The sequence below is a fragment of the Syntrophaceticus schinkii genome (assembly GCF_000946815.1).
In the GTDB taxonomy this organism is placed as follows: Bacteria; Bacillota; DSM-12270; order Thermacetogeniales; family Thermacetogeniaceae; genus Syntrophaceticus; species Syntrophaceticus schinkii.
Genome location: NZ_CDRZ01000267.1, coordinates 1 through 24887, shown reverse-complemented (window position 1 = coordinate 24887; position 24887 = coordinate 1). Strand labels below are relative to the sequence as shown.

26 protein-coding genes, 1 pseudogene and 1 riboswitch are annotated in these 24887 nt (G+C 45.4%); of the genes and pseudogenes, 11 read left to right on the top strand and 16 right to left on the bottom strand.

The window, feature by feature from the left end; genetic code table 11:
- The first annotated feature begins 195 nt into the window (after positions 1 to 195).
- From SSCH_RS12920 to SSCH_RS12880, 11 genes and pseudogenes are all read left to right on the top strand, one after another.
- On the top strand, positions 196 to 435 hold the full coding sequence (locus SSCH_RS12920) for a FeoA family protein (protein WP_044665824.1): 240 nt from the start codon (positions 196 to 198) through the stop codon (positions 433 to 435).
- A gap of 20 nt (positions 436 to 455) precedes the next feature.
- Positions 456 to 1220 carry a FeoB small GTPase domain-containing protein gene (locus SSCH_RS12915; RefSeq protein ID WP_044665823.1) on the top strand — a complete coding sequence of 255 codons (765 nt, stop codon included), beginning with the start codon at positions 456 to 458 and terminating at the stop codon, positions 1218 to 1220.
- Complete coding sequence (locus SSCH_RS12910; RefSeq protein ID WP_044665822.1) at positions 1208 to 2608, top strand: nucleoside recognition domain-containing protein; 1401 nt, start codon at positions 1208 to 1210, stop codon at positions 2606 to 2608. The genes SSCH_RS12915 and SSCH_RS12910 overlap by 13 nt, the downstream gene beginning before the upstream one ends.
- Positions 2609 to 2679: 71 nt before the next feature.
- Positions 2680 to 3312 carry a cation diffusion facilitator family transporter gene (locus tag SSCH_RS19525; RefSeq protein ID WP_198142466.1) on the top strand — a complete coding sequence of 211 codons (633 nt, stop codon included), beginning with the start codon at positions 2680 to 2682 and terminating at the stop codon, positions 3310 to 3312.
- Positions 3194 to 3493, top strand: a pseudogene (locus SSCH_RS22060) (cation transporter dimerization domain-containing protein); the annotation flags it as partial. The gene SSCH_RS19525 and the pseudogene SSCH_RS22060, both read left to right, overlap by 119 nt.
- Before the next feature lie 13 nt (positions 3494 to 3506).
- Positions 3507 to 3737 carry a hypothetical protein gene (locus tag SSCH_RS19520; protein WP_198142467.1) on the top strand — a complete coding sequence of 77 codons (231 nt, stop codon included), beginning with the start codon at positions 3507 to 3509 and terminating at the stop codon, positions 3735 to 3737.
- Between the two features lie 506 nt (positions 3738 to 4243).
- Positions 4244 to 4600 (top strand): carboxymuconolactone decarboxylase family protein, encoded by a 357-nt coding sequence (locus SSCH_RS12900; protein WP_044665821.1) that lies wholly within the window; start codon positions 4244 to 4246, stop codon positions 4598 to 4600.
- Between the two features lie 511 nt (positions 4601 to 5111).
- Positions 5112 to 5681, top strand: a complete 570-nt coding sequence (locus tag SSCH_RS12895) for an RNA polymerase sigma factor (RefSeq protein WP_044665820.1) — start codon at positions 5112 to 5114, stop codon at positions 5679 to 5681.
- Entirely contained in the window at positions 5668 to 6174 is a 507-nt protein-coding gene (locus SSCH_RS12890; RefSeq protein WP_044665819.1) for a hypothetical protein, read from the top strand. The genes SSCH_RS12895 and SSCH_RS12890 overlap by 14 nt, the downstream gene beginning before the upstream one ends.
- On the top strand, positions 6155 to 6976 hold the full coding sequence (locus tag SSCH_RS12885; protein WP_156972285.1) for a hypothetical protein: 822 nt from the start codon (positions 6155 to 6157) through the stop codon (positions 6974 to 6976). The genes SSCH_RS12890 and SSCH_RS12885 overlap by 20 nt, the downstream gene beginning before the upstream one ends.
- Positions 6958 to 7872 carry a hypothetical protein gene (locus SSCH_RS12880; RefSeq protein WP_156972284.1) on the top strand — a complete coding sequence of 305 codons (915 nt, stop codon included), beginning with the start codon at positions 6958 to 6960 and terminating at the stop codon, positions 7870 to 7872. The genes SSCH_RS12885 and SSCH_RS12880 overlap by 19 nt, the downstream gene beginning before the upstream one ends.
- A 429-nt stretch (positions 7873 to 8301) precedes the next feature.
- Here SSCH_RS12880 and SSCH_RS19515 read toward each other — a convergent pair whose 3' ends face one another.
- The 16 genes from SSCH_RS19515 to SSCH_RS20430 all read right to left on the bottom strand — a co-directional run bounded on the left by SSCH_RS19515 (position 8302) and on the right by SSCH_RS20430 (position 24634).
- Complete coding sequence (locus SSCH_RS19515) at positions 8302 to 8631, bottom strand: periplasmic substrate-binding domain-containing protein (protein WP_198142465.1); 330 nt, start codon at positions 8629 to 8631, stop codon at positions 8302 to 8304.
- A 17-nt stretch (positions 8632 to 8648) separates the two neighbouring features.
- Positions 8649 to 9845 (bottom strand): ABC transporter substrate-binding protein, encoded by a 1197-nt coding sequence (locus SSCH_RS12875; protein WP_198142464.1) that lies wholly within the window; start codon positions 9843 to 9845, stop codon positions 8649 to 8651.
- A 548-nt stretch (positions 9846 to 10393) separates the two neighbouring features.
- Positions 10394 to 11440, bottom strand: a complete 1047-nt coding sequence (locus tag SSCH_RS12870; RefSeq protein WP_044665816.1) for an ABC transporter ATP-binding protein — start codon at positions 11438 to 11440, stop codon at positions 10394 to 10396.
- Positions 11441 to 11457: 17 nt separating this feature from the next.
- A complete protein-coding gene (locus SSCH_RS12865) occupies positions 11458 to 12339 on the bottom strand; it encodes an ABC transporter permease (protein ID WP_198142463.1) in 882 nt (293 codons plus the stop codon).
- Positions 12340 to 12451: 112 nt separating this feature from the next.
- On the bottom strand, positions 12452 to 13267 hold the full coding sequence (locus tag SSCH_RS12860) for a molybdate ABC transporter substrate-binding protein (RefSeq protein ID WP_044665815.1): 816 nt from the start codon (positions 13265 to 13267) through the stop codon (positions 12452 to 12454).
- A 293-nt stretch (positions 13268 to 13560) separates the two neighbouring features.
- Positions 13561 to 13702, bottom strand: a riboswitch (molybdenum cofactor riboswitch).
- Positions 13703 to 13913: 211 nt separating this feature from the next.
- Entirely contained in the window at positions 13914 to 15659 is a 1746-nt protein-coding gene (locus tag SSCH_RS12855) for a hydantoinase B/oxoprolinase family protein (protein WP_044665814.1), read from the bottom strand.
- A 2-nt stretch (positions 15660 to 15661) separates the two neighbouring features.
- Positions 15662 to 17713, bottom strand: coding sequence for a hydantoinase/oxoprolinase family protein (locus SSCH_RS12850; RefSeq protein WP_044665813.1), 2052 nt, complete (start codon positions 17711 to 17713; stop codon positions 15662 to 15664).
- A gap of 337 nt (positions 17714 to 18050) precedes the next feature.
- Positions 18051 to 19046: a ketol-acid reductoisomerase gene (ilvC, locus tag SSCH_RS12845; protein WP_044665812.1), complete on the bottom strand. Its 996-nt coding sequence runs from the start codon at positions 19044 to 19046 to the stop codon at positions 18051 to 18053.
- A 116-nt stretch (positions 19047 to 19162) separates the two neighbouring features.
- Complete coding sequence (locus tag SSCH_RS12840; RefSeq protein WP_044665811.1) at positions 19163 to 19516, bottom strand: cupin domain-containing protein; 354 nt, start codon at positions 19514 to 19516, stop codon at positions 19163 to 19165.
- A 117-nt stretch (positions 19517 to 19633) separates the two neighbouring features.
- On the bottom strand, positions 19634 to 20218 hold the full coding sequence (locus SSCH_RS12835; protein WP_044665810.1) for a DUF4878 domain-containing protein: 585 nt from the start codon (positions 20216 to 20218) through the stop codon (positions 19634 to 19636).
- A gap of 42 nt (positions 20219 to 20260) precedes the next feature.
- A complete protein-coding gene (locus SSCH_RS12830) occupies positions 20261 to 20974 on the bottom strand; it encodes a hypothetical protein (protein ID WP_044665809.1) in 714 nt (237 codons plus the stop codon).
- The gene (locus tag SSCH_RS16955; RefSeq protein WP_052835648.1) at positions 20952 to 21281 is read right to left on the bottom strand and encodes a PglZ domain-containing protein; all 330 of its coding nucleotides are present in this window, start codon (positions 21279 to 21281) and stop codon (positions 20952 to 20954) included. The genes SSCH_RS12830 and SSCH_RS16955 overlap by 23 nt, the downstream gene beginning before the upstream one ends.
- 1 nt (position 21282) lies before the next feature.
- Positions 21283 to 21930 carry a BREX-3 system phosphatase PglZ gene (gene pglZ / locus SSCH_RS21220; RefSeq protein WP_052835647.1) on the bottom strand — a complete coding sequence of 216 codons (648 nt, stop codon included), beginning with the start codon at positions 21928 to 21930 and terminating at the stop codon, positions 21283 to 21285.
- The gene (pglZ, locus tag SSCH_RS21215; RefSeq protein ID WP_156972283.1) at positions 21881 to 22882 is read right to left on the bottom strand and encodes a BREX-3 system phosphatase PglZ; all 1002 of its coding nucleotides are present in this window, start codon (positions 22880 to 22882) and stop codon (positions 21881 to 21883) included. The genes pglZ (SSCH_RS21220) and pglZ (SSCH_RS21215) overlap by 50 nt, the downstream gene beginning before the upstream one ends.
- A gap of 32 nt (positions 22883 to 22914) precedes the next feature.
- Complete coding sequence (locus tag SSCH_RS12820; RefSeq protein WP_232294472.1) at positions 22915 to 24474, bottom strand: DEAD/DEAH box helicase; 1560 nt, start codon at positions 24472 to 24474, stop codon at positions 22915 to 22917.
- Positions 24455 to 24634: a hypothetical protein gene (locus SSCH_RS20430; protein WP_232294471.1), complete on the bottom strand. Its 180-nt coding sequence runs from the start codon at positions 24632 to 24634 to the stop codon at positions 24455 to 24457. Before SSCH_RS20430 ends, SSCH_RS12820 begins: the two co-directional genes overlap by 20 nt.
- Between the last annotated feature and the right edge of the window lie 253 nt (positions 24635 to 24887).

Genomic DNA, 24887 nt, shown 5'->3' with positions numbered 1-24887 from the left:
TAACCCTTTCTTCATTAACTTACTATTTCCTGCATAAGAGGTGATTTTCGGACAGGCACCCAAAACCCTTTTATGCAATATAATTATACTATCATAATTCAGATTTAGTCCGCGGCTAACTTTGTTATCCGCTGCTACAAATGCTACAAAGTAGGATAACACTCGATTTGTCCAATGTAAAGGGGGTTAATTTTCATGTCAGTAAATATAGTGCCGCTTTCACAACTTCCCAACGGTGGGTCCGGAAGAGTAGCTTCTCTAACTGCCCATGGACTGGTCAGGCGCCATCTTTTAGATCTGGGATTGGTCACCGGTTCCTGGATAGAGGCTATCCGCCGCAGTCCGGCTGGAGATCCCGCTGCCTTTAATATCAGGGGTGCGATCATTGCCCTGCGCAATGAGGATGCAAACCAAATCTTGATCTCTATTGATTAAATTAATGGAGGAAAAACAAAATGGAATTAACATATCAAGACTTCGGATTGAAACCCCTGCCTGACCAGCTGGTTATAGCGCTGGCAGGGAACCCCAACACCGGAAAGAGCACGGTGTTCAACGCACTGACCGGACTGAAACAGCATACCGGCAACTGGCCGGGGAAAACCGTCCTCAGGGCTGAAGGGAGCTTTGTGCACAGGAATAAAAAGATCCTGCTGGTGGATCTCCCAGGAACCTATTCCCTACTGGCCACATCGGCTGATGAACAGGTAGCGCGAGACTTCATCTGCCTCGGCCGTCCCAGCGCCATTGTAGTTGTAACCGATGCCACCTGCTTAGAGCGCAACCTGAACCTGGTGCTGCAGGTGATGGAGATCTCCTCAAAAGTCGTGGTCTGTGTCAACCTGATGGATGAAGCCATGAGAAGAAGGATTCGTGTGGATGTTGATAGGCTTTCCAGAGAACTGGGGGTGCCCTGTATACCCACAACAGCCCGTGACGGTATAGGGCTTGATAAATTAAAAGACGCCATCCTGGATGTGGCGACAGGAGTTACTGCCACATCTCCCAGGCGCGTCACCTATGAGCCACATATAGAACAGGCCGCCGCCCAACTGGAGGCGAGGATACGCCCCTTTCTCCCAGGATGGCTGAACCACCACTGGATCGCCCTGCGCTTGCTGGAAGGTGATTTTAGCATCATCAAGGCCATCTGCAGCCACCTGGAGGCTGACTACGGGAGGGCTGTTTTAAAGGAGGAAAATGCAGCATGGGCACGCTGAATCCATCCCTGTCCTCTCTTCTATCTAATCTGGAGCAGGAAAGGAATCCGAAAGAAACGCAGGAGATCAGAGACTCTATTGTGGGCAGCATATACAGCTGTGCCGAAGCCATTGCCATAAAGGTAGCCCACCACGGACTGGAACGAAAATCTGAACTGGATCAAAAGATCGATAATGTCGTCACTTCCCGGCTGCTGGGGGTCCCTATCATGCTGGCCCTGCTGGGAGCAATCCTCTGGATAACAATTACCGGAGCTAACTACCCATCGGAAATGCTCGCCACAGGTCTATTCTGGCTGGAAGACCAAATTACCAAACTATTTATAATGGTAAGTGCCCCTACCTGGCTGCACGGTGTATTGGTGCTGGGGATGTACAGGGGATTAGCCTGGGTTATATCGGTCATGCTCCCTCCCATGGCTATCTTCTTCCCCTTATTTACTTTATTGGAAGACCTGGGATACCTGCCCAGGGTAGCCTTCAACCTGGATCGCTATTTCAAGAAGGCCTGTGCTCACGGAAAGCAGGCGCTGACCATGTGCATGGGGTTCGGCTGTAATGCGGCCGGGGTGATTTCCTGCCGCATCATCGAATCTCCCCGGGAAAGGCTGATCGCCATCCTGACCAATAACTTTACTCCCTGCAATGGGCGCTTTCCTACCCTGATCACCCTTTCCATGATCTTCTTGGGAGGTGCTGTAGCCACTTCTTTCAGCACAGCGGCAGCAACAGCAGCGGTGGTCGGCCTGGTTCTTGTAGGTGTAGGCATCACCCTCTTGATCTCCTGGCTGCTGTCCAAAACCGTTCTGAAAGGGGTTCCATCATTCTTTACACTGGAACTGCCACCTTACCGCAAACCCCAGGTCGGCCGTATCCTGGTACGCTCACTGCTGGACAGAACCATCTTTGTGCTCATGCGTGCGATAGTAGTTGCAGCACCAGCCGGTGCCATCACCTGGATCCTGGCCAACATCTTCATCGGCGATCTGAGCATCCTCGCCCATCTGTCCGGCTGGCTGGATCCCTTTGGGCGTCTCCTCGGTATGGACGGTATTATCTTAATGGCTTTTATTCTGGGACTGCCGGCCAATGAAATCGTACTGCCCATTATGATCATGAGTTATGTTTCTGCTGGCGCCATGCTGGAATTAGATAGTCTCAATGCCCTCAGAACACTCCTTCTTGACAACGGCTGGACCTGGCTCACCGCACTGTCCATGATGCTTTTTTCACTGCTGCACTACCCCTGCGGCACCACCCTCTTGACCATCTACAAAGAGACAAAAAGCATGAAATGGACAGTTTTCTCAGCTCTAATGCCCCTGGGGGTAGCAGTCATCGTGACCCTGATTGTTGCACAGCTTGCTTTTCTGCTGGGTCTAGTTTAATAATCCGGTGTTCCCAGATTTGTCTTCCAATAAATCTGGGAACACCTCATTTTAGTTGTGGAGGATCTGACATGGGAAGACATATAGAAAATAGCTGCCAGGATCCTAATCTAATAGAGAATAAGAGAAAAATGATTTGGTCATTGTTCTTAATTACCGTCATTCTGATCGCCAAACTGACCGGGGCTTTTTTCACCCGCAGTCTTGCCCTTTTAAGCGACTCCTGGCACCTCGTCACTGATCTTACATCTCTGTTAATCAGCTACTGGGGACTGCGGATGGCCGCCATACCCGCCACCCACAAATACACCTTTGGTCATCACAGGCACGGTATTTTTACAGCGCTGATCAATAATTTTTCCCTGATCGCTGTATCGATCTTCATCTTTTATAAAGCAGTTCAGCGCTTTCTGCATCCTGTAACTGTGGAGCCCAAGGGGATGATCATCCTGGCCTTGCTTGGTCTGGTGGTCAACTGCATTATCGTTATAAACCTCAAAGACAGTAAAAGTCTAAACATAAGAAGTGCCTTCCTTCATTTTTTAGGAGTATGCCCTGGCAGATGTGGGTGTACTAACAGGAGGTATTATCATCTATTTTACCGGTTGGATAGGAATCGACACCTTGCTCAGCGCTATTTTGGCTTCCCTGATCCTCAGAAATGCTGTAAAAATGTCCTTGGAATGCATCACCATTTTACTTGAGGGTAATCTGGTAGAATTTTCAATAGAAGATGTAAAACAAGCAATACTAAGTATTAGCGGAGTTCTCAATGTTACGGATCTACATTTATGGAGCCTTTCTGCGGAAATTCCCATTATGACCTGCCATATTTGTATGGCCTACCCAAGCATAAAAAATTATGAAAAGACTATCCACGAAATACAACACCTGCTGCATGAAAAATTCGGCATCCGGCACTCCACCATCCAATTGGAATCAACAACCTGCGGTAGTTGTTATCACAGTAAGAGCGATCATCAGTCAGCCTGCTCGATGTGCATCGACTCCACAACATCAGAAAACTGCCTGCAGCAGCGCCTTGCTAAATGAGATGCGGGAAGTGGGAGGTTGGATGTGGGAAAAGATGTCGGAAGCCGGGGATCTTGGGATCGGGAAAAATGCTTGACATACTCCCACGACTGAAATCATGGGATTCTGGTTCATCGAAGGATGCCAGTTGGTCTTACTCCTTCTTCCCAAGAGTTGACGCCCCAACTTTAATTCGATGTTTCGTCACGCTTTCATCCCTTAAAAGGAGGGGCTTTCCCGGCGGATTTGTAACAGATTTGTAACACTTTTAGATATAGCTGAAACATATAGCTGCTATACTGGATTCAGAACCCGAAAGTCGGGTTTCTCCCCCGAAGTTGGCTATTGCCGACAACATATCGCTAAACACTTGCGCAATGCTTTTCTGAAAAATCCGGGAAATTCGATTTCTCGGGTTTTTTCTTTTCTAGGGGTAACGCGGGAACGGCTTATTCTAATGATCTTTTTTGAGATCAGTGTGCACTGCGGGCAGTCCCTGTTGCACAAAAGTAAAACACTCAGGCCTGACCCCTAAACAGAGATATATAATGTCACTCATTCGGGCAGAATAAACCAATAACAATAACTAAAGGAGGATTTATTATGGCTAAGGATCCGAGGGAGATGCTTCAGGCATTTACAGGTGGGATGAAGGAAGTTGCTAAAACAAATGGTGATCAGGTACGGGCATTCATGAACCTGCTGCAGGAGGATTACAAACCAGGTGCTCTTGATACCAAAGCCAAAGAGTTGATCAGTGTAGCAGTTTCCGCATACAACCGCTGTGAATACTGCATTGTTTTTCATGTCTACAAGGCCCTGGAAGCAGGGGCAACCAGAGAGGAGATCTATGATGCCGCCATGGTTGCTGTTGCTTTCGGTGGCGGCCCCGCGATGGCATACACATCGACTCTGCTCAAAGATTCTGTGAACACCTTTGCACCCGACTTTGGTAAATAATATGTCTTCTCTTCCATCGGGTGCTCATAATACACTAAGCTGTCAACAATGTCACTCCACTCCACTGAGTAAGTTCATCTCTGGCATCCTCGAATATTTCAAAAGTGATTATTCCCCGGTGACTGTCACCATTTAGCTATATATGTCTATACAGGTCATGCAATTTGGTGACTGTCACCAATTTGCATGATTTGTATAGACAGGTTGCACTATCTGGTGCTTGTTATGTTCTAATGTCACCTTCTCTAATTCACTATCACCACCTGGAGCAATAATGCAATATTTTCTTTTCTAGGGGTAACGCAGGGACGGCCTGTTCTAACTGATCTGTTTTTGTAGATCAGTGTGCACTGGGAGCAGTCCCTGTTGCAAATAAGTAAATTACTCAAGCCTGACCCCACCTTGCAGGGTTTCTAGCAGCGAGATCCGTTATATATATAGAGGGCCCTTGAAGGAGGGAGCACAGTTATGTAAAAGTAGTATATATCCTGGACGACAGTGTTTGGAGGGGATGAAGTATGCAATGAGCGACAATCTGGTCCAGCGTTGCCTGGACGGTGAGCAAGATGCTTTTACACTGCTGGTAGAAACGTATAAAGGATATGTTTTCGCTATTATACTGAGTTTTGTCCGGGACGAAGAAACAGCCAAAGACATCGCCCAGGAGGTTTTTCTTCAGGTTTACCGGTCCCTTGTCTCATACCGGCAGCAAAACTTTAAGGGATGGATTGGTAGAATCGCCGCCAACAAGGCTATTGATTATAAAAGAAAGAAGCACCTTGCCCTTTGTGAATTGGAAACTGCAGAAGCGATACTGGGAAAAGATGATGGTGATGATAGCGGTGGAGAGCTGGAAAAACTGCTGCTGCAAAAAGAACAGGAAACTCGAGTAAAGGAAGTGCTCCTCCGGCTTCCGCCAATCCATAAAACAGTACTTTATAAATTTTACTTTCAAAACAAAAGCTATCAGGAAATCGCCCGTGAAGAAGGCATCCGTCCCAGAACAGTGGAATCACGCCTTTACCGGGCTCGCGAGGCCTTTCGTCAGGAATGGGGGGTTGAATCAAATGAAACACTTTAATGAAAAGGAATGGCAAATGTTCAGAAGGGGTGAGTATTCCCAAGAAGAATCCCGTTTCATGGAGGAACACCTGCGGGGATGCCAACAATGTCTGAACGCCTTTCTCAATTCCATCGATGAGGAAGATCTATTACAGGCGCAAGAAGCCATACCCCCAGACTTCACCGACACTGTGATCAACATGATCGACCGTAAGCGACATGCAGCAGTGCCCCCCAAAGGATCTGGCCGGTGGGCCAAGAAAAGTCAAAACCTGCTTGTCTACTATGCTGCCGCAGCAGTACTTACCATCGCCTTGATGGGTGGAGGAGCATTTCAAACCTTTGTAAAAGGGTATTCCCATGTCGCTGACACAACAAAACTGAACAGCCCAAAGATTGAACAAAAGCTGGATATCCAATTTTCTAAAAAAATTGTTGATCACACCCATCAATTGATTATACGCTTTGAAAATCAAGAGCAAGAGGAGGAAAATGATGAACAGCAAAAGTAAATTTGTAACCTTCATTTTGTCTTTCATTCCCGGTTTAAGCCACCTTTACCTGGGATTTACCAGACGGGCGCTGATTTTCTTTGCTCTGTGTTTTGGAGCCATCTTCGGTACAGCATGTCTGGTCGGCGTTGCCGGAGAAAGTTTATTCGTTATCCTGGCCTTTGCCCTGCCGCTGATCTGGTTCTTCGCCCTGATCGATGCCTTTACCCTTATTGATAAAATGCGCGGGTCAGCTAACTCCGGGCAAGGAGCGCCTTACGAAGAGATGGAAGCTTTCGGCGACAACAAAAAAATGGTTACAGCCGCCCTCTCTTTGGTACCGGGTGCCGGACATATGTATTTGGGTTATCTTAAAGATGGTGCCTTGTTAATGGCGGTCTTCTTTTTCACCGCATTTCTGATGGGCTGGCTGAATTTAAGTTTATTCCTCTTTATCCTTCCGGTGGTTTGGTTTTACAGTCTGTTTGATGCCCTGCAGAGAGTAGAATCAGCAGCAGGTGAAAAACGCCAAAAACCAGCACTTTGGAACTGGTTGGAATCCCATCCCCATCTTGTGGGGTGGTCATTGATCATTCTGGGGTGTCTGGTGATTCTGGAAAGACACATCACACCCCTGCTCACTCCGGAGATCCATGGCTACCTGCAGACCGCTGTTGTAGCCGTCATCCTCATAGCTGGTGGAATTAAACTACTTGCCGGTTCGAAAGTTGAATCGAGGGTCAGCTCTGCTATGTCAGATAATGACACTCATGTTAATTCTTATAAGGAAGGTAGGGATGAACAATGCGACAGTGGAGAGTAGGCACTATCTCTATGGGGCTGGTCCTGATCGGTACAGGGTTGAGCCTTTTTATTGCCAAGATAAATAACAAAGCGGTATTTGATGCTGTAGTGAAGTGGTGGCCGCTCACTTTTGTTCTTCTCGGCCTGGAGGTTCTCATCCTATCCTGTTGCAGGAAAGACAACACACCAGTCAAATACGATCTATTCAGCATCTTTATCATACTGTTGATCGTATTCTGCGGCCTCGGCCTTTATGGACTTGACAGTATCGGAGTCACAGGAAAAATAAACAACTATCTGACATCCCAGGATTACCATATCAGGAGCAGCACCATTGATATTGCTGTTGCACCTGATACCAATAAATTAGTGATCAATGCACCCTTTTGTGATCTAAAGATACAAACCTGCGAATCGACCGAGATCAGCTCATACAGCTATGCCCTGGCCAGAGCGGATTCTCAAAAAGTCGCCCAAAATCTTGTGAACAAAGGTGTCCGGGTAGAAAGCAACACATCCGGCAAGACCCAGTATATCAGCTTCAAACTGCCGGCAGCAGAGGGCGTTCGCACCACTGAATACACCCTCTTCATCCCACAAAACCTTGATGTAGAAGTACATGATGGACACATGGTGCAAATATATGCAGATCAGCTGGACAACAACTGGAAAATTGCCGGCCACGGCGACCTGCAAATATTCATCCCCCATCAGGCTGATCTGACAATAAAAGCTGTGGTTGATGAAAATACCTCCCTGGGCGGCAGTGTTAAATGGGAAGAAACAGGAACAATAGACAATAACAATGACAGTAGTAATGCAAAAAAACTCGCCCAGGTTAAACTGGGAACAGGAACACAAAGTATGGATATCATCTTGGACAGCGGCAGCAGTGTTTCAGTTAACCAGTTGTAATAGATCAAGGGGACGCGTGCACTGGAGACTGCCCCCCGTTGCACGCTCAAAGGAAGGATAGATAAAGGCGAGCAAACTCTGGTTATTTCTCTGGCCCAAATCCCAATTGAAGACCCGCTATCCTCCCGTATAACCAGGGGAGTATAGCGGGTCGATATTATCTAGCCCACTTGACCACCCAAACAACCGCCCCAACAAGGGTAACGGTTGGTGATAAATACCAGGAATGAGCCTATGGTGGGAATCTTCTAAAAATGAGGAGTTTACCTTTTTACGGTATCCCTATAGATCGCCAGGCGGGCAGGGTATATCAGCGCAGCAATTGAGCAGGCGGAATAGATATACCACGGGAGCATCTTCTTTGAAGGAAGTGCTCCGTGGTATATTAGTTCTCGGCTTAAGTAAATTACTCAAGCCTGACCCCAATTGTTACTTGGTAATGTATGCCTTTTCCAGACTCGGCTTGAAAAAGGGATCGATCTTCAAATCTTTAACATTCTTTTTCATGGCATAGATACAGACATCATTGTAAATGGGCGCAACCGGTACATCCTCAGCCACCAGCTTCTCCAGTTCCTTGTAGGCCTTCTGCCTTGCTGCCATATCCTTTCCGGTAGCAGCCTCAGCCACCAGGCGGTCTGCCTCAGAATTGCTGTAGCCGATGCCCCTTGCCTTATTCATCTGCCCCTTGGAGTCAATCCATTGGCCGAAATAAAAATCCGGATCCCCGGTCATCAGTGTATAGGGGGAGAGTGTCATATCATATTCGCCCTTCTTCAGTGTATCACCCGCAGGCCGCCCCCTCCTCCACCCATCTTTATCTCTACGTCAAGATTAAACGCCTTCAGCTCGGACTGCAATATCTCGGCAATGGACTTATAGGGCCACCTATTAGCCAGTGCAGCATTGACAACAAGTTCCACCTTTTGTGTCTTATCAACTTTTGCCAGTTCCTTGGCTTTAGCCTTATCTGTTTTCCATAACCCCTTGGTAACCCACTTCTTTGCCAGTGGTGTGTAGATTGTATCCGCGGGATCACCATAACCGCTCAGCACTTTATCTACCAACTGCTTGCGGTCCAGGGATAAGCTGACCGCCTTGCGGAGGTTCTTATCTTTGAAGGGTTCCTTTTTGTTGTTAAAAATAATGTAGTGGGATGTCGTCACCGGCTGTGTAAGCAAGACCATGTTTTTGTCATCTTTGATCGTGGAGGCCTGCTCCGGCAGAACACCGCCCACATCCACAATGGCATCGATTTCACCGGTTGTCAAAGCGGCTAAACGTGTTGAGGGATCGGACACGGTTTTAAATGTCACTTTCTCCAACTTGGCCTTTTTGCCCCAGTAGTTATCATTGCGGGTGATGACCAGTTCTTCACCCTTTTTGTAGTTCTCAAATTTGAAGGGGCCTGTACCATAAGGATGAGTTACTTTACCCTGTTCATCGAAACTCTTAATGCTGAAAATGGGACAGCCCTTGCCGGCCACCTTAGCTGCAAAACCAGGTTCCGGGCGGTTGAAGGTAAACTTGACAGTTTTGTCATCCACCGCTTCTACCTTATCCAGGTTAGGAAAGGTATTATATCCATCCAGCTTAGGATTATTCTTCAAACGCATGACACTTTTGACCACTGCATCGGCATTGAGGGAAGAGTCATCGTGAAACTTGACACCCTCACGCAGGATAACCGTCCAGACCTTATTGGTGTTATCCGCGGTAATTTTTGTTGCCAGCTGCTTTACCGGTTCCAGGTCTTCACCAGGGTAAGTAAGCGATTCCCAAACCCCTGTGCTTGGATGCAAAAAGTTGCCTGTTTCAGGGCCATCATAAAAATCCCTGCCAATACCAATAACCAGTTCCTGAGGAACCTTATCCTTTTCCGTCTGCACCTCTTTATCTGAACCGCAGCCCAGTAAAAGCCCACAAGAGAGCAGCATTACCAATAACAACAAAATGGCTTTTTTGAAACGCAAATTTTCTCCCTCCTCCATAGTAACGATACTCTAATTCAAAGATTTAAAGTATTTAAATTGCTAAGATGGCATCATATATGCTGAAGACATTAACACCATAAAAAAATCCCTTCGCCTTTTCAATCCCCCTTTCTAAAACAAAAAACCACGAAGAATCTCCCCCGTTCCATCCAGGGCAAGAAGACCTCCGTGGTCTTACTAAACAGATTCGCCATATAGTAGTGTTTTCCTGCATAAAAAATATTATTTATACCCCTATGGTATATCCCTGCCTTTTCAGATTACTATGTAATTTTTCTTCCTTGCCACAAAACTGGTTATTATAATTAATTATAAAATAGCAGAACAGGCACTGAACAACTTTAGACATTCTCCACAGAAAAGAATAACATCCACACCACTGGACAACTTCACCAGCCATTTTATAGCAGTTTCACTTTTTTATTTTCCCGTTGTCCACCTATTGCACAGTCTACTTAATCAACCCTGAAAACAGAGGTCAGATGAAAAAGTCTGATCATAGAGCAGCCAAAATAAAGCTGCTCAAATCACTTAAAAACATGCACCGCTGTGGCCTTGAAAATGGCCCACAGTTCCTGCCCCAATTCCAGTTCCATTTCTTCCCGTGCTCTGGCGGTAACCAGTACCACCAGCGGAATTCCCGCATCCAGCGTCACTTTTACCATGCCTCCCCGGGGCGATATGGCGCTGACTATACCTCGCACACGGTTTTGAGCGCTGCTGGTAAAGTCTTCCCTGGCAAGAATGATATCTTCGGGGCGAATGGCAACCTGCACCTCACCATCCAATTCAGATAGTGTCCTCCAGCGCAGGGAACCCAGGTCAACGTATTTCTCCTGCCCATATTTGCGAACCACTGCCGGAAAAATGTTTTCCATCCCCACAAAACGGGCAATTTCCCTGGAGCGCGGTTTATGGAAAAGATCCAGGGGGCGCCCCACCTGCTCCAGTTTGCCGCTGCGGATAATTCCCACCCGGTCGGCCAGCACCATAGCTTCATCAAAATCATGGGTTATGTGAATGGTGGTCGTCCTGGCGTACTGGTGAATACGTTTCAGCTCCGCCTGAAACTCCTCTCGCGTAGGCGGATCCAAGGCACTCAATGGCTCATCCAGCAACAGCACCTGAGGCGATGTGATCAATGCCCGGGCCAAAGCTACCCGCTGCTGCTCCCCCCCGCTCAGTGTATCGGGGTAGCGTTCCAGCAAATGCTCAATTTTTAGCAAAGCCACCATTTGCTCCAGGGCAGTCTTCATCGCACGTTGTGAAAGCCTTCTAATTTTCAGGCCGAATAAGATATTATCCCTCACCCTCAAGTGGGGGAACAAAAGGTAGTCTTGATATACAAAACCAATATTTCTCTCTTCCGGACATTTAGAAGTGACATTGCAGCCATTGATCCAGATTTCCCCCTTATCCGGCTGGTACATCCCGGCAATGGTTTCCAGCAGGACTGTTTTCCCAGCTCCGGTGGGCCCCAGGATGACGAAATACTCGTTGTCTTGTACCGTCAGATTAATACCATCTAATATAAAGTCACCCAAGTGTTTGCTCAGATCATTTAAACGAATCATATCCTGACTCCCCTGGTCTATATTCTTCGTGAGTCTGGCCGAATAATACTTCCCAGCAATTCAAAAATTAACAGTGCCATCAGAGAAATAGCGATCAAACAGGTGGCTGAAGCCATAGCCATTTCCAAATCTCCCACCGACATATTCAAAAACAAAGCTATGGGCAGTGTCTCGGTTTTCATACGTGTGGCGCCGGCCAGCATCAAAGAACAGCCGAATTCACCGATCGCCCGTGCCCAGCAGATCACCAGACCCGCAAGGATGCCGTTGCGGGCCAGGGGCAGGGTAACCCTAATAAAGGCCTGCCACTGTGAGCAGCCCAGAGTGCGGGCCACGAATTCCAGCCGCGGGCTGATATCAGCCATGGTAGATTTCAATACCCTGATCATATACGGAGTGATAATGAAGAATTGAGCCAAAATGATCCCTTTTACAGAAAAAACAAACTTGAGGCCATGTTCGGCCAGGCTTCTCCCCACCTCAGTATTGCCCAGCAGCAGCAACAGAGCCACCCCTGAAACCAGGGGCGGCAGAGACATTGGCAGATCCAAAATGGTGCTGATCAGATTGCGTCCCGGAATCTTCAAGTGTTCCAGCCCATAAGCCACCGGAATAGCAAATAGAATACAAATCAGTGTGGAAGTAATAGAGGTAAAAAAACTGAGCCGTATGGCAAACTGTATTTCTTCAGTCGCCAGACTGACAGCCAGGCCCCCGGCTCCTTTCCATACCACATTGACTATGGCACTGAATACCAGTAATAATAGCAGGAAGATGATAGTGACCAGCACTCCCTGGAAAATTTGGTTGCCTGGCAATCTGACTCGCCTGCTGCGGATTGGCGGATTGCTATCATTAGAAGGACGGCCGCCTTTATCCATTCTGGGTTGCTCCACCATTTTACCTCCTATCCTGGGGCTCCAAATGCCTTTAAGCAGCATCAGCTTCTTTAGCTATACAATGGCCAGGCGTTATTGCGCCTGGCCATAATTCCTTTCCTGTGCCAGCCAGCTATTTGACTGGTTTGAAACCATTCTTTTCGAAAATCGCAATGCCTTCCTTGGAAATTACAAAATCAACAAATTGCTGAGCCAAATCTGGCTGCTTGGTGAAACTTAAACAGCAGACCGGTACCATATCGATCATGTTTTGCTCTTCAGGAATTATGATAATTTCGATATCCTTGGCACCAAAACCGTTGTCTTCCCAGATCAACCCAGCATCACCCTGTTTCATAGCCAGGTGGGTCACAATTTCGTTTACCGTGGCATCCCGCGCCACTACATTTTTCTCCACATCAAGCTTGTTTTTAGCAAAGATCTTCTCACCCTTTTTGCCGATAGCATTGGATTGTGCATCACCAAGAACCAGCTTCACCCCTGGCTTGGCCATGTCAGCCAGGCAGGTGATGCCGGCCGGGTTACCCTTGGGAACACCGATAGCCGGGATATGATACACCACTTTATGGTACTCTTTTGTAAATTCCTTTTGCTGAGCGATTTCCATATCATTTAACGACCCACCAACAAATACGTCACCTTCCTTGGTCAATTCCATCTGCCCTAACAATTGGGCACAACCAGCATAATTAAAGTTGATTTTTACTCCGGTTTTCTTCTCAAACGCCTCTCCTATCTGATCCATAGGCTTGCGCAAGCCTGCGCCGCTGTAGACCATCAGGCTTTTATCCTCTTGCTTTATGTCCTTCCCGTTCTTCCCTGTCTTATCTGCGTCCGTTTCACCCTTGCCGCAACCGCCGACTGCCAGCAAGGCTGCCATCAAACAAACAATCACCATCCAAAGTGTAAATCTCCGTAACCTTTTCATAAAGCTTCCTCCCCCACATTTAATTGATTGCAATTGGTTGCACATTCACTGAATTTATTCGAATGAGTATATTTTGAATATCACCTCATTTCTATGATATAACCAGGTCTAGTTATTTTTCTTATTGCAAAATAACCCGAACATTACTCCCAATTCCAGCAGTTCGCCTGTTTGCTAAAAAAGCGATTGATGGCAAAAAATATAAGCCAGCATCTGAAAGTTGATGCTGGCTTGGGCATGCAGATAGAATTGATCTCTCTATCAGTAGCAAATAATCATTGTTGCCCCTTTAAGATAAACATGCCATATCTTCTTTCCAAACACGGGAGGCACAGCCGTTTCCAGCTATACCCTGGGGAGCGATAAACGCACCTTTCGTCCGATTATCCATAGCCATAAGGCTGTAGGATAGAAGGCTCGAAAACATTACTATTTAATTTTATCGATGTTGATATTTGATTCCACTGCGGAAACCCTATTTTTGTATCTATTAACTGCTATAGATGGTTGTTATACGATAAGCTGCTCACTATATCTGGTTGTACTTCGAGTGTAAAAAGAATTTTTGCAGTTGAATCATATCTGTATAATTCAATACAAATCTGTCGACTCCTGCCCGGCGACAAAAATTTGGTTGACGGCCTGTTTAATACCTCTCCGGTGCCATCTCCAATACAGTCAAGTCTTCCGCATCAAGCCGGACTCCGTAATCGGTCCAAGCATGCTCAAGGGTAATATAACCGTTTTTCACATCATCCTGCACCTTCTCCACAAGGCGTTTATAAGGGTTGCCATAACCGCCCCCACACCCTGTGATCAGGCGTGCCACATCACCTTTAAGCATACGCAAGCGGGCACATTTCCCGAAAACCTGCTCCGGTTCACCATGGGCGGAGATAATGTTCACCTCATTGCGGGTGCCGGGCTTGCCACCTTTCATCCCCCAGGGAAGGTATTTATGACGGCCAAAAGTTGCGGTAAAGTGGGCCTCATCCGCCAGGATGCGGTAGTCGCGAATCACACCGGCTCCACCGCGACACTCCCCTGCTCCTCCCCCGGCGGTGTTGAGGGCATACTGGTCCACCAGGAAGCCATACCGGGTCTCTGCTACCTCCACAGGGATAGTGTAAGTCTCACCATCACCGATACACACCAGCCCATTTTCACCATCTTTATCTCTGCCTGCACCCCAACCCCCGGCAGTAGGCTCTACCAGCAGAGCGAGTTCTCCTGTATCCGGGTGGATATTGGCCAACACATCAGCACAGACACTCAAGAAATGGCCTGCGGTCAAACGGTCCGGGACCACCGGTGCCATAGCACGCCAAATCAGATCCGTGACATAGAGCATCGTCTCCCAGTAAGTGGAGACAGCAGCTGGGCGCTCCGCGGTAAAGATGGTGCGTGGTTCAGAGATTACTTTCAAGGGACGGAAGGTCCCTTCGTTGGCAGATATGGCCGGGTTAGTGAGTGCCTTGAAAATGGCCCGTGCCCCAGCAATGAGGGCTGTATAGCTGCAGTTAACAGGACCCAAAACCTGGGGATGGCTGCCCCTGAAATCACAGATAAACTGATCATCAGTGACCGTCACTTTAACACAAACCCTAAATGGCCCGTTGCCCAGCCCATCATCATCTATATAGTCCTCTGCCTCAAAAACCCCGTGGGGAAGCTTGGCCAGCTCCAAGCGGGTGAGCTGTTCGCCATTGTCCAGCAGCTTTTCGATGCCCGCCATCACCGTATCCTTCCCGTATTTATTACAGGTCTCAATAAAGCGGCGCTCTCCCACCCGCAGGGCGGCAACACCCGCCCAGAGATCCCCCAATGTCATATCAGGCATACGCACATTGGCTGCAATGAGATCGATGAGGCTTTGAATGGGTTTCCCTTCTTCAAAGATTTTGATGCAAGGGAACTGCAGCCCCTCCTGATAAACCTCTGTGGAGTCAGTGGTCCAGCTTCCTGGATCCTTACCCCCCACCTCTGTCCAATGTGCTTTATTTGCTGAAAAAGCCACCAATTCTTCATCATAGAAAATGGGCATGGCCAGGCAGACATCTGAAAGATGAGTGCCTCCCCCACCGTAAGGATCATTTGTAATAATGATATCCCCGGGGTGCAGGTTGCCTTTCTCAGCAAATTTCTCGATGACATCCTTCACTGAAAAATCCAGTGTGCCCAGAAAGCCTGTTACCCCATTCCCCTGAGCTAGGAGACGACCCTTGCTGTCCGTAAGGCCACTGGCATAATCCAGCACCTCATAGATGATGGTGCTTTTACTGGTGCGCTGCAGTGCATAAAACATCTCATCACCGATAGCCACCAGAGAATCCTTTACAATTTCCAGAGTAAAGGGATCAATCTCCTGTATAATTCCTGTCTTCTCACTCATCACTACACCCCCGTTTCAATAATCAGATTGCCGTAATCATCCACTGTTACCTTCTGCCCCGGAAATATTACTGTCGAGGATGCTGGCTCTTCGATGACCGCAGGGCCATCAAACACCGCTCCCGCCCCCAGCAAATCACGCTCATAGATGGTGCTTCTCTGCCAACCCTCCTGATCAAAGTTCACATCACGATATCCCTTGATCGCTGCACCTGGATCACTGTTCCTGTTCTCCAGACGGCCAAACTCCGGCTTCTTGACGGTCCCAAAGGTGGTCAGGTGGAAGTTGACGAACTCAATCAAAGAATCATCCAATCTAAAAGTATAGTTGTGCTCATGCAGGGAATGAAATCTCTGTTCAACATCCCTGATCACAGAGGCATCCATCTTTCCTGCAGGCACCGGAACCTTGACAGTGTGTTCCTGCCCCAAATAGCGCATATCTGCATAGCGGGTAAAAACCATATCTTCAGCATCCATCTTTTCTCTTTGGAAATACTCCAATGCCTCTTTCTCCATCCCATCCCAGATACTATCCAGCTGCTCAATGCTGACCTCATCGGTGCGCCTGATGTTCGTCCGGATCAGGTCATGGCGCAGGTCGGTCATCAGCATCCCCCAGGTAGAGAAAACAGCGGTAGCCACCGGGATGAGAACCTTTTTGATCTGCAGCTCTTTGGCCAGGGCCGCGGCATGCATAGAGCCACCCCCGCCAAATGCAACCATGGTAAAGTCCCTTGGGTCATACCCGCGCCGCACAGAGATCAGTTTTAAGGCATTGATCATATTGGCATTGGCCAAACGTATCACACCAAGTGCGGCCTCATCAACAGAAATCCCGAAGGAAGAAGAAATCTCACCCATGGCTTCCCGGGCTCGCTTGAGGTCAGCCTTAATCTCACCACCCAGAAAGTATTCCGGATTAATGCGCCCGGCGATCAGGTTGGCATCGGTAACTGTGGGTTCAGTGCCACCCCTGCCATAGCATACGGGTCCAGGCAAAGCGCCGGCACTCTGTGGGCCAACATGGAGGGAATTGGCTGCATCGACCCAGGCAATACTGCCTCCCCCGGCGCCGATCTCGATGATATCCACCACAGGCACCTTGATGGGATAGCCCGCTGTCTCCCTGGTCCACTCGATCTTATAATCAGTGGTCACCTTCATCTCAGCATTTTCGATAAGAGAGCACTTGGCTGTGGTGCCGCCGATGTCCAGAGCGATGATGTTCTTCTCACCTATAAGCTTTCCGACAACTGCAGCCCCGAAAACGCCGGCAACAGGCCCGGACTCAACCATATTGATCGGGGAAATCTTGGATTGGGCAAAGGAAACTGTACCCCCGTTGGACTGCATGATATACCTGCGGTCGCTGACCCTCAGTTTGTCCAGTTCCCGGTCAAGGGAATCCACATATTTGGCGGCAACAGGCTGAACATAGCTGTTGAGTACTGCTGTACTGGTGCGCTCATATTCACGCCACTCCATGGTGATCTCAGAGGAGATGGTAACTGCCACCTCAGGCCACTCCTGACGAATGATTTCCGCACAGCGTTCCTCATGAACCGGGTTGGCATAGGAGTGTAGAAAGCAGACCGCGATTGCTTCTACCCCTTCCTTTTTAAACTGTTTAAGACATGCCCTGACATCATCCTCATTTAAGGGTCTTAGCTCTTCACCCTTATAATTACAGCGCTCATCCACCTCCAGCCGCAGGTAGCGGGGCACAAAGGGCACTGGCTTTCGGTAATAAACATTGTAGATATCTGCCCTATTTGAACGCCCAAGTTCCAAAACATCCCGGAAGCCCCTGGTGGTGATTAGCCCAGTTTTGGCCCCAGTTCGTTCTGTAAGTGCATTGATAATAACCGTTGTCCCATGAACAAAAAAATTTACCTCATCTTTTGTAAAGTTCGCCTTGTTGATAGAATTGATCACACCCTGCTCAAAGTTGGGTGGGGTGGTATCTGTTTTGGCGATCCCAACCTGGCCCGTTTCTTCATCCAGGTAAACCAGGTCCGTAAATGTTCCACCGATGTCTGATGCAACCCTCATCTTAACTCTCCTTCCTTGGATTATTATGATTCATCAAAAACCTTTCGGCAATTCTGGTAAAGTTAAGTCTAATTCTACATTTTTCAACAGACAAAATAAAGACCTTTTGGATGACAGTCACCAAAAAAGCAAATTTGTATATACAAGCTACACCTTTTGGTGACTGTCACCATTTGGCTATTTAGCTGAATCTGTATATACCTGTATATATAGGATGTGCCGGTGCTTTTTGGGTACCTGGCACCCAAAGTGAATAATTCAAGCATAATCCAAAAAGGCCCCAACCGTAATAGTTGAGGCCTTTGTTTTTTCAGGGTATTACGGGTATTACAGCTTACTAATCCGCTTTTTTAAGCCAGGGCATCATCGCCCGCAGTTTTTTTCCGACAACTTCTATCAGGTGGTTTGCTTCTTTCTTTTGTATGGCATTGAAGACAGGTCGTCCCACCTGGTTTTCCAGCAGCCACTCCCGGGCAAAACTCCCGTTTTGAATCTCCTCCAGGATGCGCTTCATTTCGGCACGTGTCTGATCTGTGATGATCCGTTTCCCTCTTGTAATATCCCCATACTCAGCTGTATAGCTGATCGAGTGCCTCATCCAGCTGATGCCGCCCTCATACATTAAATCTACGATCAGCTTTAATTCATGCAGACACTCAAAATAAGCGATCTCCGGCTGGTATCCGGCTTCCACTAAAGTATCAAACCCTGACCTGACCAGCTCTGTAACACCGCCACAGAGAACAACCTGCTCACCAAAGAGGTCGGTTTCTGTCTCTTCCTCAAATGTGGTTTCAATCACCCCTGCCCGGGTAGAACCGATTCCTTTGGCATAAGCCAGAGCGATCTGCAGGGCGTTGCCTGTGGAATCCTGGTGTATTGCTACAAGGGAGGGAACCCCTACCCCTTCTACATACATCCGCCGTACCAGATGTCCGGGGCTTTTCGGAGCAACCATGAAGACATCTACATCATCCGGAGGAACGATCTGCCCGAAGTGGATGTTAAAACCGTGGGAGAAAACAAGGGCTTTCCCTGATTTTAAATGAGGAGCAATATCACTGCGGTAAAGAGCAGCCTGTTTTTCATCAGGAATAAGAATTTGAATAACATCTGCCAGCTCAGCGGCTTCAACCGCCTTCAATGGCTCAAAACCATCAGCCACAGCCTTTTCCCAGTTTTCACTGCCCGGCACATCCGCAACCAGCACCCGAACCCCGCTCTCTTTCAAATTGAGCGCCTGTGCGTGCCCCTGGCTCCCGTAACCGATCACTGCAACTGTTTTCCCATCCAGGAACTTTAGATCCGCATCCTGGTCATAATAGGCTTTCATACTCAAATCTCCCTTCAATTTTCGGTTTCTATTAATGATACCACTTTTTTTCAAATATACCATAGGGTCAGGCTTGCTTTATTGCTTTAACTCAGTAGGAAGCATTAGATCAACCACTAAATTGCCATGGTTTCCTGAGACTTAATCATCACCAACATCATCTTGAACCGCTTGACTGCTTTCAAAGCATGAGGTTCATGGGCAGGCATGATGATCATCTCACCCTGTTTCAGCTGATGAAGAACCCCAGAGATCCTAATCTCCGCCTCCCCATCCAATATGTGAACCAAGGCATCAAATGGAGCCGTATGCTCACTTAAACCCTCTCCAGCATCAAAGGCAAAAAGGGTAACAGTGCCCACCTGCTTTTTGATGATTGCCCTGCTGACAACCGCACCCTCCTGGTAATCAACCAATTCCCCGTGCTGTAGAACACGTGAAGTTAGATCTTCTTTTTCTTTTTCACTCATGCCATACTCCTCCTTTGAATCATGCTAACTATTATTATTACCCAACAATAATCTGAATTTAATCCTTGAACAGCTTATGAATCAGGGCAGCGGCTTTATTGTTTTCTCTCCTCATCCTCAAAACATTTCCGCCAACTTCCCAGCATTGCCAGTCAAAGCATTCAGCAGGTCATCATCTGGGACGATCAACCAATCGCCTTTTTCTTTCACTAGCTTAATAGTTACCTCACTGGTGACGGTTGGAGCGTTAGGATCTGACATGGCATTATCAAAATACTGTTCTGTTAGTTCTTCGATCTTGTCATCATTGGAGTTTTCATCAAATGCCGAGGCAAATGCCAGAGGCAATATTTTATTCATCACATCAGTAACTACACTTACCATATCAATAGACGTAACTTTGGCCTTTACTTCAGCCTCATTCTTTTCAGTGGAAGAAGATAGAATTTCCCACGACAGCTTGGAAAATAAAAGTTCAGCGCGTTTCTTATCATCCAAGTCTTGTCCACTTTCTAATTCATCACGAAATTCATCCTTGCTTTCCTGTTTAACATATTTAGCTGCAGTATTGAAATCTCCATCCTTGACAGCGGAAAAGAAATCTTTTGTCACATTTTCGGGAGAAGCGCCAAAACAACCAACTACAGCGATCGCCAGTATGCACAGCAAAGTAACATGAAATACCTTTTTAATGTGGTACACCCCCCTCCACACCCCTTTGCCTGTGAACTGCTTATTACCATATTATTGTAATGTTATCACGACATCTGAACCCATTTTATTGAGACTAAATCCTTTGCTACCATTGAAATCATCCAATTTCAAATCCAGTTTAAATGGAAAAAGCTCATCAAGATTATTTACTTCAATAAACCGCAAGCATGTTTTCTCTGAAGTAACAAGGTACGCCCTAATTAAAAGAAGCTTCACTTCTTTTTTGTCTATACAAAGTTGCTCCTTCCCCTGATAATCACCAGGTTTGCTTCCATCTTCAACAGTCCCCCATTCAGTTACGGACCGTACAATTTTATTAAGGGCATATTGCAGGGTACTTCTTTCACCCCAAAGCTCATATATTCTCCTTCGTACCATACTTAAGGTAAAATCATCCTGTAAATCAAGAAGTTTACCTATGATTGCGGTAATATCGCGGAAAATAGGGTATGCAACCATTACCAAAGACCAGTGAATAGCCAATTTTTCGTTTTCGTTAGCTATCTTAAACAAATTAAGAGCAGTATCCCTTAATTGTGTATGTTGTGGCTCAACATTCACCCATATTCTGATCAAAATATTGACTGTTTTTCTTCTATTATATTTACTGACTATTTTTTCCGTCAAGTATTTATCTAAAGCAAACTTTACTTTCCTGTGATCTTTTTCTTCCATATAAATTTCTGCGGCTTTATTTAACCAATCTAATTTAATACTCCTGCTAAAACCTATCCAATCGCTCATCACTATCTCTCTTTCTTATATGTATAAATGGTACAATAACTTCTTCTAAAGCGAGACCTCCATGACTTACAGTCTTCATCCCCTCTTTACTGAACGCCCAGTTTTTTTCACATATTATATAGTTGTATTTTTGGGGAAGACCCGCACCACTCCATTGCAAAGTATTAAGTTTTGATAATATTTCATCACAGTTAATATCTTTGCTATAAATTCTAACCCTTTCACCTGCACTTTCCACCGCCAAACCTTCCTGCAAACTTCCTTGACCGACAGCTCCAATGTTTCCATGATCCGAAGTAATAAACACTTCAAACCCGTTTAAAAATAGAACTTTCTAAAAAACGTTGGAAATAGCCTCTTTTAGTCCATAATCTTATATCTTGATGCATACCAGCCTCAAAAAGCTGCTGGCCATGCATTATATTATCAATAATATTTACAACCAGACCTAATACCCTAAATTGTTTATCTTCAACAATATCACTTAAACCTTCTTCATCAAATTCTCTGATATTTCTTTTATAATCAATGCTCCGATCGGTGATACCATTGTTCTTCCAAAACCTTTTCCACTGTTTACCATCATAATTGGTAGATAGGAATGTATCTGAAAAGTTTGCAGGTATTTCACCTGAAAATATTGCTTGCCTTGACACCGAAGTAATAGTAGGAATCCATGCAAAACAAAGTGACTCTTCGTAGATATACTTACTGTTGCTATCGAATGAATCCTTTATTACATACCAATCATTAAGGGACATGCCGTCCATTACAATCAATGCAACTTTTTTACTGCCTTCTTTCCTTAACCGGTAACTAATGTGCCATGGGATCTGGTGTACCATCACTGGAGCCTTTGCATACGATAATGATGCCAACATTCCATAATTACCAACCAGCCATGCCTTAAACTCTTGATTGAGAACACTCCTGGTTTCTATGTATTTTTTTTTCATTAAAAGAGTAGTCCTTTTCATGGTCGTGTTTTAGGATTAATAATCTTCCCCAAATTCCTGCTATAGCGAACCAATCTTTATATGATTTGATATCTCGGAGCATCGATTGGATTTTTTCAATACCACTGTTAAACCTTCGCTGCGCATGCCCCGCTATGTCATATACAATCCCCGGTCGCATCCATGAAGGATACTCCCGGGGTTTTAACTGCTTTACAGGCGATAAAAAACTTTCCTGAAATAAGTTATCCATATATGCCCTGATCTCATGATTACTAAAGTCAATCATAGTGGCCACATCTTCACCGTCGGTAAGTTTAATATATTGCTCCCATTGTTGTTGAAGGAAATGAAAAAACACACCTTTGCTCGCTATTACTGTGTTAATGGGATACTTTTTAAGCTGATTATTCTTGCGCAGCATTTCTACTGTATAATCAGCTATCGTTTTTGGAAGTTTTTCCCCTCTATAATAGAAAGGTATAAATGTCTTAATCAAATCCTGGAAGTCAATAATAGCTTCCGGAATAATTCCATATACATGTTTTAAAATAAACTCTTTTGTGCCGTTATCTCCGAGTATGGGCCCATCATAATTCTGATATGCAATATATAATCTATCAATAACTTCAGTGAAAAGCTCTTTTATCACGCTGTAACTTAATTTTGGGAAAAGATTTCTTAATGAAAGCTCTATAAAAGAACATTTTAGCTGTATATCATAAGGAATCGTCTGTTCCGAAGTGTATTTTATGATGATCTTGATTTTCAATTCTTCATCTTTGTCCAGAACGCTGCGGATGTTTTCTTCATAAAAATACCTAAACACTTCTGGGTCTTCATAATGGATAATGGTAAACCCCAATCCATTGATATGATCTACCACATCTTCCTCAGCAAGCAGGTTATCAGGATCAAAAACCAATAGAAAATCATTATTTTGAAGATTCAGTTTTTTTTAAAATAACATCGTTTATCATATTATCAGTCCATAAATACCATATATAATGGTTTTAGTACAGGAATTATCATGCTTTGCCTTTCCATATTGGCCTTCCATAACTCCTCTTCTTTTTCTATGGATTTCATCCTATATCTTTTAACACTCTGAAGGCCTATTCTCTGTATAGCTTCCTTACGCAATTTGAATGCATATTCATACTTGGCCCGCTCTCTGGATAAACTGTTTAAGTAGTCATCCTTCATTGTGTCAAATAGATTATACGCATAATCACTTGCTTTTTCACACACCATATTATAAGCATCATCATCAAAAGTTTGATATCCCTTGAAAGATATTTGATCTTCTTCTTTGAGCATTGTTTCCCATAATATTCTTGCTGATGCCAATCTTGCGATTCCATTTTCGTTTATAAAGAAGGGAAATATCTTCCTATTTTGATCGCTCTCATTTATGCTGACTTCCCAGAGAGACCAGAATCCCCTCTCATTTGATGTGTCGGCTATTTCCAGAACAGGAATTTTACTTGTTTTCACCCATATTGGAATATTCGTAAGCATATCCTTCACTTGCTCATTATTTAAATTGATAGAAGATAAACCAAATATATCCACTTCATTGCCTTTTGACAGCTGATAATTCTTATACATCTGCTTAAGCCAATTTTCAATCGGTAAATTGCTGATACTGGCTACAAGACTTTTATCAAGAACTTTTTCATCCTTTAAAAGCCCCTTAATCTCATTCATTTTTTGAGTCTGTTCACAAACTTGTTCTTCCAGTTTATCGGTATAATAATCTATTCCTCTAGGATCGGTAATTCCCCTTATATAAATATCAGTAAAATCAACCTCCGCTTGGGCGCTATCCAAGACATCCCCCATTTTATCTACACCAAACTGTTCAAAAATGACTGCCAGTTTTTCCTCTAAGACCTCTTTAACTCTATATTCTACTGTGCCAGAGAGCATAAAATTAAACACATAAACATCCCGTGTTTGTCCAATTCGATCAATTCTACCAATGCGCTGTTCAATTTTCATGGGGTTCCAGGGCAGGTCATAGTTGATAACTATATTTGAGAATTGAAGGTTTAAACCCTCACCACCGGCATCTGTAGAAACGAGAATGTCTGCAGTCTCTTGAAATTGATTGATGACAGCATTCCTTTCATCAATATCCATTGAACCGTTTAATACAGCAACCTTGAATACTTTGCTTTCCAAATACTCTTTCAAAAAACTTTGAGTAGCCACAAACTCTGTAAATACAATCACCTTAAAATCCTCAAAATCCATCTGTATTTGATAAATAAACTCTAATAGCTTTTCAGCTTTGGTATCCACATATTGGTGTTCTGCCTGATTTGCTACAACAAGCATGTTATTGATATCCTCAATCTCTTTTCTGATATTGAAGGAATGGACAGCAATTACTTCCTCCATTGATTGTTCAGCATCTACATCCCATAAATCCTCTTCCCTTAAAGCTAAAACCCGTGTCTCATTATTCTTTAGTATCTCAAGTCTTCTCCCCAGATTCTCTCTAATCGCTCTGGTGCTGCTAGTTACAAGCCGCTGCATCAGTACCATTAGAAACCCAATGTAATTCTTTTTTTTCTTTCCTTGCCCTGTTATAACCTTCTGAAACATATTTTGTGACCATTTCATATAACTGCTTTTGAAGGCTATGCCTATCTTCCCAAGCTATGTTAACAGTTTTTGTTATCCTATTTTTAAACAAACGGTTCCCTTCACCATCAACCGCTTCTGTCGCCTCTCACTCCCAATGACGGGGGGAGAGGATTTTTTTTCTTGCTTTTTATGACGTAAATGATGCATACTGATTGACATATGGATTATTTATTGACATGACAATCATCACGGAAGGATAAATAGCGAGAAGGGGAACCCCTATGGCACGCCCGCCAAGTCCCCCTTCCCTAAAAAACACTGAAATGAATCTTACTCGAAACTCCTTTAACTGTCCAGTCTTA